7 protein-coding genes and 3 pseudogenes are annotated in these 9757 nt (G+C 33.7%); 8 read left to right on the top strand and 2 right to left on the bottom strand.

Annotation, left to right across the window (positions count from 1 at the left end):
* Window positions 1-86: 86 nt before the first annotated feature.
* On the bottom strand, window positions 87-1151 hold the full coding sequence (locus tag FKZ59_RS13795; protein WP_141603326.1) for a type II secretion system F family protein: 1065 nt from the start codon (window positions 1149-1151) through the stop codon (window positions 87-89).
* Between the two features lies 1 nt (window position 1152).
* On the opposite strand from FKZ59_RS13795, the pseudogene FKZ59_RS13790 reads away from it, so the two are divergent.
* From FKZ59_RS13790 to FKZ59_RS13775, 4 genes and pseudogenes are all read left to right on the top strand, one after another.
* Window positions 1153-1560, top strand: a pseudogene (locus FKZ59_RS13790) (S1C family serine protease); the annotation flags it as partial.
* Window positions 1554-1844 (top strand): annotated as a pseudogene (locus tag FKZ59_RS13785) (creatininase family protein); the annotation flags it as partial. The pseudogenes FKZ59_RS13790 and FKZ59_RS13785, both read left to right, overlap by 7 nt.
* An 825-nt stretch (window positions 1845-2669) precedes the next feature.
* Window positions 2670-3746, top strand: a complete 1077-nt coding sequence (locus FKZ59_RS13780) for a hypothetical protein (protein WP_141603324.1) — start codon at window positions 2670-2672, stop codon at window positions 3744-3746.
* Between the two features lie 15 nt (window positions 3747-3761).
* Window positions 3762-4379, top strand: a complete 618-nt coding sequence (locus tag FKZ59_RS13775) for a hypothetical protein (protein WP_246045905.1) — start codon at window positions 3762-3764, stop codon at window positions 4377-4379.
* Window positions 4380-4688: 309 nt separating this feature from the next.
* Here FKZ59_RS13775 and FKZ59_RS13770 read toward each other — a convergent pair whose 3' ends face one another.
* Window positions 4689-5939 carry an IS4 family transposase gene (locus FKZ59_RS13770; protein WP_141603323.1) on the bottom strand — a complete coding sequence of 417 codons (1251 nt, stop codon included), beginning with the start codon at window positions 5937-5939 and terminating at the stop codon, window positions 4689-4691.
* Between the two features lie 196 nt (window positions 5940-6135).
* Here FKZ59_RS13770 and FKZ59_RS13765 point away from each other — a divergent pair, with 196 nt between their 5' ends.
* The 4 genes and pseudogenes from FKZ59_RS13765 (at window position 6136) to FKZ59_RS13740 (ending at window position 9593) form a co-directional block, all read left to right on the top strand.
* Window positions 6136-6576: a hypothetical protein gene (locus FKZ59_RS13765; protein WP_141603322.1), complete on the top strand. Its 441-nt coding sequence runs from the start codon at window positions 6136-6138 to the stop codon at window positions 6574-6576.
* A gap of 248 nt (window positions 6577-6824) precedes the next feature.
* Complete coding sequence (locus tag FKZ59_RS15235; RefSeq protein ID WP_181733305.1) at window positions 6825-7124, top strand: transposase family protein; 300 nt, start codon at window positions 6825-6827, stop codon at window positions 7122-7124.
* Window positions 7125-7197: 73 nt separating this feature from the next.
* Window positions 7198-8425: pseudogene (locus tag FKZ59_RS15230) on the top strand (IS3 family transposase).
* A 394-nt stretch (window positions 8426-8819) separates the two neighbouring features.
* Window positions 8820-9593, top strand: coding sequence for a hypothetical protein (locus tag FKZ59_RS13740; RefSeq protein ID WP_141603320.1), 774 nt, complete (start codon window positions 8820-8822; stop codon window positions 9591-9593).
* Window positions 9594-9757: the final 164 nt, after the last annotated feature.

The raw sequence follows: 9757 nt of genomic DNA, 5'->3' as shown, positions 1-9757 counted from the left end.
AAACAAGTCGTGTGCCTATGAAATTCAGTGTTTTTTTCTAGGATCCGCATCGCGAAATCTTTGATATAACAGCATTTTGGCCATTTTCATTTGCCTAAAATGGCCTCAAAACTGTCGAACTCGGGTTGGACTTCCGATTCGTAATAATCGGCAATTTTTTCTAACATCAAATCAAGCGAACCGGACTGTTCCCCAACGGCGATCATTTTCGAAACAAAAGATGGGAACGCCCAATGATTCGCAAAAGGTTCCGTCATCGACTTCCCTTTTTCTAATGATATTTTCGACTTATCCAATACTTTGTTGATGACATCGTTGTTCATCACAATCTGAACAATTGAGATCGCTTCAATGATTGGTACGGTTGCACTGTATAAAACACTTAATGTACGAGTCATTCGAGCCATTGCATCTTTAAGCAACAGATTCCCAAATATAGGAAAACGCAATTTTAAAACATCTCTATAATATTTCATAGAAGGAATATTTCTAGTATAAATAAAAATAATGAGACAAATAGCTATGAGGACGAATAGATAAATCCAGTATTGCTGCAATGCATGACTTAAGGATAATACGACCCGTGTTATGGTCGGAAGTTCCGCATTTAATGAACTGAACATCGAAGTAAATCTTGGGACGATAAAAGACAACATAAAAATAAATATAACAATGGTAATAATAAAAAGTAAAGTCGGATACGTTAATGCAGCTTTTACTTTCTGCCTTGTTTCGTACTGTTTTTCATAATAGACCGCCATCCGATCTAATATTTCATCAACTTGTCCGCTTGCTTCGCCTACTCTCATCATATTAATAAATAGTGCTGGAAAAATTTTAGGGAATTTTTCTGCCGCTTTTGAAAAAGGATTTCCTTTTCTAATTTCTTTGGATATTTCGGCTAACGTTTCGGCTAATAACTTACTTTCTGTTTGTTTGGCTAAAATATCCGTAGCATCGTTAATTGAAATTCCTGCTTTTATGAGCGTAGAAAATTGGCGAATAAATACGACAAAGTGTTTATGCTTTACTTTACGCAGCGTGAGAGATACTTCTTTAAATAATATTCCTTGCAGCTCTTCAATGGTTTGAATACTAATCCCATCTTCCTTTAATTTGGTTACCGCTTCACTTCGACTTTGCGCATTCACTCGACAAGGAATTATTTCGGGACTTGAACGGACCGTACCAATAGATTTTAATCAAGATGGCGTTGTTGACTGGAATGCTGAAGTTATTCAAACGGATGCGGCAATTAACCCTGGAAACAGTGGAGGCGCTTTAGTCAATATAGCTGGTCAAGTTATTGGTATTAATTCGATGAAAATTGCACAACAAGAAATTAAAGGGATCGGTTTTTCCATTCCGATTAATTTGGTTGAACCAATCATTGAAGATTTAGAACTATATGGAAAAGTTAAGCGACCATATATGGGAGTTCAATTACAAGATATTAGTGAAATTTCGGCGTATCATCAAGAGCAAACATTAAAATTACCGAAAGATGTCAAAGAAGGTGTATTGATTACAAAAGTTGTTCCAAACAGCCCAGCATCCGAGAAACGAAAGCCGTTCATTCCACTTATTTTCATGCGTACGAAATCGAAACATCTCTTATGCTATACTTAGCGGAAGAATTTGTCAATATGGATAAAGCCATCTCTGATATTCCTAAAATCCCTGAAGATGCAGATTTTACACCTACACCTTGGCAACAGTTCACAAAATCTGCTGTATTAGGTGATGCGACTTTAGCGACTAAAGAAAAAGGAGAAATCATCGTTGAAACTGCCTTAGAACGAATGGCTGATATGTTAAGGAGAGCGAAAAATGAAATTATTTGAGCTAGAAAAATTCTCAGGTCAACTGTTAGTGAACGTACTCGCGGATAAAATGAAAAAAATTAAAGATATCTTTGTCAAAAACGTTTAATGAAAAAAGCTTTCCAATAGGTCACGAAAACATGGCCTTTGGAAAGCTTAATTGTTTGGGATGGCCATTTTCTGTTTGACTTAGGTTTATTTTCCATTGACCCTTTTTTATTTTCCGTTTGAGCAAATTTTTTTTTCACTAAAGATAAGAATTAGAAATAAAAGTCTATTGAATGCAGGTGAATATATTATTTTAAATGAAAAAACTGCATGGATCTATCAAGTGAACGATGAAGAGATCACCTTTTATCGCACTAAGTGACAGCGGCAAATTATGGAACAAAAGTCAATTTAAAATTCAAGGAACAAACCCGATAACTTTTTTCTAGATGAATGAAATGGATGGATGTAAATAGGAGAATGGCAAAAGTTTTTTAAATAGTTCAGGAAAATACAGTGTCGAATTTTGCTTTCTAACTAGGAAGAAAGCCCCATTTACATATTTTCCTCTAATGGGTAAATTCCAAAAGGAGTATACATTCTACATGATCTCACCCCACTTTTTTATAGCTAACGTTCCTTCAATAGCTGAAATCATAATTCACACTAGATTTTCCCTCACCTAAGCATATCAATCAGAAATGTTTTGGAAAATTATAAAAGAAAAGAGGTGATCACCAAAAACATATTTTTCTAAATATGTTAATAAAATTTTCATAATATTGTAAATACTATATGTTATCAGAAAACTGAAAAGCGAAATTAAAAATTATTTTTTTAAAAGGATGTGATTTCTCGATGCTAAAAAAAACAAATATTGTGATTTCAATCATTTGTATCTCGTTTTTGCTATTTGGTGGAATTGTAGCAGCAAATGATCTTTTTCGAGAATATTTTTCAAAGGATGAAGCAACATTGAATAAGGAATTAGGGTCACTAAGTCATAAACAGTTAATTTCAGAAATTGACTCTCTTGCAAAATCCACTGAAGGAACTGATCATTTAAATGCTTTAATTCCTTTTGTCACAGAACTTTTTCAAAGGAAAAATGAAATTGATGATTCAGAATTATTAAAAGATATAAAGGATAATCGTTATTCATTAATCACTCGAGAAACATTAGTTGATTTATATATAGTAAAACATGAAAATGACGAAAACCAAGAAGAAATCAAATCATTATTATTAGATCGAAATTTAGACAAAAATATTAAAGCGAGAATAGTATCAACCGCAAATTTTTCAACTGGCGATGTTGAATTATTGAAGCAATTAATAGCTGATGACGACGGTTTGCTAGCTTTTCATAGTATGAAAGTTTTAAACAAATTAGATATCAAAATGGCTAATCAATTAGCAGAGAATATTCTTTCAAACATAAGCAACGCATCTAAAGATGAATTAGCTGCAGCTTTAAAATCGCGAGCCGCATATTTAAAAAATGTAAAATCGATTGATAAAAATTTTGCATATTTAGAAGATCAATTTATTCAATTAAGCCTTGATTTAATAAAAAACAGCAATGATCGATATTTGCAGGATTCCGCGTTCTTTGCTTTATCAGAATTAGGAAGTAAAAAGGCGATGAAGAGTATCTTAGAAAGTGAATTTATCGACCATGAATTAAAAGTTTTTGCAGTTGACCAAAATTTTATGAATTTAAAACATTTACTTAATAACCAACCAACCATAGAAGATATTGAGTTAGTAATTCAGGCAATGGGTCTTTTACCTATAACTGATTTATCTGAACAATTAAAAAATATTGCTAGTCAAGTTACCGATGAAAATTTAAAACAAAAAATTGACGAGACAATTAAAAATATAGAACAAAATGGGATCAAAGGAAATGAAAAATGGTTGGATAAAAATTAGATAGAGGTGAGTGGAATGAAAGCAATCATTAAAAAAATGGCTGCCATACTTCTCGCATTTACTTTGATTTTACCTATGTCTATAAATGTTCATGCTGCCAGCGGATATCAAGGATATGCGATTTATAGAGATGGTGTTTTTTTTAATTTTGATTGGCATGCAGGAATGATGGATGGACCTTATTATGATTCCTATCTACCGGTATTACATCATCCTGGAAGTGGAAGTGTAGTGAAATGGGATACTTGGAAAAACTTCCTAAATGGAAATAACTTCAAAGGTGTATATAAACCTAAAAAAAATCCAACTTCTACTGATCGTGATCTGTTTGTTTCAATGGGAAGAAAACTTAGAACTGAAAATATATCATATAATTTAGCTTATCAAGTATATTATAATACAGGAACTGCTGGGACATGGGTTTCCTATGATGAAATTAGTTCGATGAGATGTGATGGAGTGGTTGAGTATATTTATGAATGGTATGGCTTTAGAGTATATGGTAGTGATAAATATTGGGATGTAACAAAAAATTCATTTTGGGGTCGTGATCATCATAGTGGAACAGCGATTACTCCTAAAAAACAAGTTGGATATCTTAACTTAGTTACTTCAAGTGTACCTAAGAGATAATCTATGTATGAAAGCGTGTAGGGAGAAAGTAGTTTAAACACCAATAAAATGGCGTGAAAATATTTCTAACACATGTCCGCTTGTTTTCACGCTCTGTTTGTTTAAAAAATTCTAAACTTTCAATCCATGGTTTTTATAAAATGTCAGTAGCATTGCATAAAAAGTTTAAACGAATTGTCAAGTAACAAAAATTTGACTGACGAATTATTTCTCGAATATTCTGAATATGACTACCCGTCCAAAATTAAAATGGTTGATAAGGAACTAAAGGTAGTCCTTATCCACGAATCTTCAGACTATTTAAATGATCTATATGAACAACGGATCGTACGTCAAGTCGTCTAAATGAGACACCTCGCCTTCTTCAAATTGCTGGACAATGAAATTGAATTGTCTATCCCAGTCGTTAGGCCTTCGGCCTTTTGACGTTCTTTTTGGTTTTCGGAATAAAGATTTAATGAATGCATTCAAGCCTTTGAAGAGGCAGTCAACCAAACATCGCTGGACATTAAGAAGGCTGCCTTCATAATGGTATTTCAGTTTCATCAGCACTTGCAGGCAGTAGGTGATGAGTGCAATCCAAATCTGGTTATATACAGCATTTTCACTTTTACCGTAAAAGGTTTTAATCTTTAAATGCTGCTTCATCCATTTGAAGAAGATTTCAATTTTCCAGCGATACCGATATAAATCGGCAATCTCTTTCGCTGTTAGATCGAAACAATTCGTCACGATCGTTACTGTTTTTCCATCCTGGTCTTTTGTTTCGATTAAACGAAGGGAGTGTTGCATCTTTGTTCCATTGACATGGTTACCAAGGTAAACTTCGGCATCTTTAAAAATAAGCTTTTCTGGATCGGGTGCTTGTTGATTTAACACTTCGATTTCAGCGTTTTTCTTTAAACGGGTGATAAACCGAAGGTTTTTCAAACAGTAGTGGTCAAACTTCTTATAATCGACATACCCTCTGTCAAAAAGATAGATGGCATCGGGTTCGATTTCCACCAATTCGTCCATTTGTGTACGATCGGCATGTTTGGCAGGCAGTAGAATCGCTTTATCCGGTATGATCTCATTTTTCGTGACCACTACTCGTAAATGTAGTCGAACACCAGCCTTCGTTTTGCGAAATGACGCCCAGGGATATTGAGAAAGACACATACTCATCGTAGATGAGTCAATGACGTACAGCTTGCCTATATTGCGTATAATCGCTTGTTTTTTCGTACGAGCAAGTATTACTCTAACGAGATAATGAAAGATCCTTTCAAACATCTCAGGAGTTAGGATTCGCTGTTTTCGTGAAAGTTGCGAGGTGCTAATTTCATTGATTAGAAAGTTTTTCTGCATCTCCTCTGTATTCTTTAATTTTTGTGAAATACGGGTAAGACTTTCCATTTGATTGATTTGGGCAACAATCATTAATTGAAAGAATTTGTAGGCCGTAAATTTCTTGACGTACTTATCGATATCGGAGATTTTGATTAAATCATAGAACTTTTCTTCATTAATTACATCAAGTAGTTCCTTAATCGTGAATTTTATGTTATCCTTGTCCATGAGTAAATTCTCCTTTTAATTAGGCTTAGGACAAGGACTACCTAACCTAATTATAAGGAGTTTTTTTATTGCCCATGGACAAAGATTTTACAAAATCAGGAAATATTTTTTATAAAAAGGCTTGACTTTTAAAAATTAATTTAATGCAATACTACTGATAAAATGTATAAATACATGGGATAAAGGATGATGTGTAATGTTAGGCAAGATCGGACAAATTCTATTAATAATAGCCGCTTGTTGTATTTTTAGCATCATTAATTTTGGTTCATATACAAAAGGAGGTATTCCTAGCTTAAATCAAGCGATAGCATCCATCGTTTTTCTCTTCTTATTGTTGATATACGGATTTTGGATGGGGAGAAAGAAAGATGTATTTTTCTTAAAGTTTTCCTCCATTTATTGGGGAATAGGACTTTTTTTAATTATCCTTAGTTACTCCACAAGTGCTGAATCTATTGGAATCCCTGCTGTCATTCTATATGCTGGACCAGTTTATGGGATTAATTATTTCTTAAAATTTCCAACAGACAGTGGTCTTGTTTTTTTATCGATTATAATTTCTTATGTGATTGGCTTGGCAGGATTTTCCATTGGTCGGCTATTGAAAAAATCGATTCATCACCACATTTTGTGATTTAACCCAAAAAACAAGGAAAACACTCACGAATTCCTGGCAATAATGTTAGCGTCACTTAACATAACAGGAGGTTCTAAAGTGTTTTCCGTATCACTAGATTTGCCAGAATTTGAAGTTGTTAAACAAGTGTTTCTTGAAGATTGCAATTTGTTACATGTTGAGAAAAATACTACAGAAGAACGCTGTTCTTACTGCGGTTTTTTTCTAGTCATGTCCATGACTGGCGGACAAGAAAGGTTCGTGACTTGTCCGTATTAGGTAAGCCTCTTTTCTTATTTGTCAGAGTGTATAGATACCGTTGTCACAACTGTAATGAGGTATTTTCACAAACATTTGAATCTATCAGTCCTAATAAACATCAGACCAATCGGTACAGAGAATATCTGTACGAAATGTGCATTGGCTCTACTATCCAAGAAGTGAGTCGAAAGGAAAAAATACCTTATACAACCGTTGAAAGAATATTTTATTCCGTTGCTAAAGAAAAAGAGAAGGAGCATTTAGAAACTCTTGAAAGTGTTTTAGAAAACAATGAATCTCATTAGCCCCCAAATAAAGTTGGACACTAAGAGTGTATTTCTGTATACTTGAATAAATTTTATTAAGGGGCTAATAAAAATGGAACGAAAAAGATATTCAAAGGAATTTAAATTGCAAATTATTAAAAGCACTTGAAACAAATAATACAGCTTTAGTCGCTAGACGATATGAATTGAATGCCAATATGGTCCATCGCTGGATTCGTGAATATCATAATGGGCACTTTGGCAATGTCGATGTGGCCGTTCTTCCAGACATCGATGCTAAGAAATTGACGAGTGAAAATGACCAATTGAAAAAATTATTAGGTGAAAAAGACCTGGAAATAGCGATCTTACGTGATTTATTAAAAAAAGCAAACCCTCACTTACTGAAAAAATTGAAGTAGCCGACAAATGGATTAATAAGGGCTACCCAAAATCAAAGGTGCTAAAAATACTGGGTATTTCTCGTTCTACATACTATTATCGAAAACATTACCGAGTAGAAGAGAAAAAAAGTAAGTGGGGGACGTCCAGCACCGGGATATTCCTATCATAAAAAAGGCAATAAGATTTCAGATGAACAAATTAAAGAAATGATCCTTGAAGAGCTTGAAGGTGATGCCTATAATTACGGTTATCGAAAGATAACGGCTGTTTTACGATATAAATACGACTTAATTATCAACGAGAAAAAGGTTTATCGTCTGTGTAAAGAGCTGGATGTTCTTCGAACACAAAGGGAAATTAAAGCAAAATACCCAAGAGAATTAGCTCGTAATCATACAATTACTCGATCAAACCAGCTTTGGGAAATTGATATCAAGTACGGATATATTGTAGGAGAAGACCGATTCTTTTTTGTCTGTTCAATTATCGATGTCTATGATCGTAATGCGATTGATTATCACATGGGACTTAGTTGCTTGGCTGAAGATGTCGTTCGAACGGTAAAACGTGCTTTATTTAAGCGACAATTATTTGATGATAAAAATATGCCGATTATACGGACAGATAATGGACCGCAGTTTATTTCCCATACATTTGAGGAATTTTGTGAAGAACAGAAAATCGTTCACGAAAGAATTCCACCTAAAACACCGAATATGAATGCACATATTGAATCATTTCATCGGATATTCGAAGATGATTGTTTATCACAATGGGAATTTAAAAATTATCAGGAAGCTTATCAAGCGGTATATCAGTTTATGGAATTCTATAACAATAGACGAATTCATTCCAGTTTAAAATATCTTGCACCAATGGCATTTTATGAAAAAAACTTAAAACAACCTATCAACATTAAGGAAGTTCGGGTATGATCGATTCCAAGGCTTTTTGCAAAGCCACAGCGAAGCTGCCTGCCATTGACTGAAGCGTCAAATTCTTAGCAGACGATGGAAGGGGTCGGGGCCCCGCCATCGGATGCTTAGAATTGATTTGTCCGTGTTAAAATTTATTTGCGAGCAACGCCTTTAAGGCTTATTTTCACCCGACCCGCATATATTCCACAACACGGACAAAAGCGAAGTCAATGGTGGCGTATATAAAGTGTATGATGTAAAGAAACCAAACAAAAACCGTGTAAATTTGAGATAAAGTTTGATTAATAGTATATTTGTCCAAAATTAGGGGGTTAATCCGTTTTTATTCGGTTGCTTTTTTGTTCCTCCCCTTATGTTATTTGGTAAAATGACAAAATTGAGGGGAGGAAAAATGAGCGAGTCAAAATTCAAATGTAAGTTAAAAAAGAAAATTGAAGATGTTTTCGATGTGGGTACAGAAGGAGCGGTTTCAATAATCGGTGAATTAACAGGTAAGTCATTATTTGGTACGTTTGCACCGAGGTTAACTACTGCATTTTTTTCATATAAACAAAAAAGGTTTGAGAAAAATATAAATAAAGCGATTGATGAATTAAAGAAAAGAGAAACTGAATTAAACGAAAGATTGTCAGCAGTTGAAAATAGGCAATCATTCATCGAAAGTTTTGAACTAATTTGGGATTATATAATTGAGGAACCGCAAGAGCAAAAAATACAATACATGGTGAATGGACTTGTAAATTTAGCAGGTCATGAGCAGATTAAAGAAGATTTTGTACTTTTTTATTATGATACATTAAGCAATTTAAGACTTGTCGATATAGCTATTTTAAAGTTATATTATGGTAATTATGCTAATGCTGCATCTTATCAAGATATTTTAGATGAATTTAATATTGATTATGATCAATATAACGCTGTACGAGAAAAACTAGTTAGAATGGGTTTGCTCAAAACTAAGTATACCGATGATTTGGATAAGCTTTATAAAAATGTTTTAACAATACAGGAGTATTTAGATGGAAAGAGTAAAAAATTAAAGAGATTGGAACGGTTATCAAAGAGAGATAGTTACAGTATCTCCTCTCTTGGCGAAAATTTTATAAGATTCTTTTTAGATAAATATGGTCAAGATTTAAACGATGAAATTACCAATAGTACCTAATAAAGGTACTTTTTTATTATTGGAGGGAGGTTATAAGGTAAGCCCGAATTCAAATGACGCATTGAAAAACTTAAAACAGGGATTAAAAAAGCGTACCTATTAGTACGCATGACAAATAGCCCTACAATCTTGAATTTTTTCAGATTGAGGGCTATTTTGCTATT

It is taken from the genome of Ureibacillus terrenus, assembly GCF_006569205.1.
GTDB lineage: Bacteria > Bacillota > Bacilli > Bacillales_A > Planococcaceae > Ureibacillus > Ureibacillus terrenus.
This window is presented reverse-complemented; position numbering and strand designations above follow the sequence as displayed.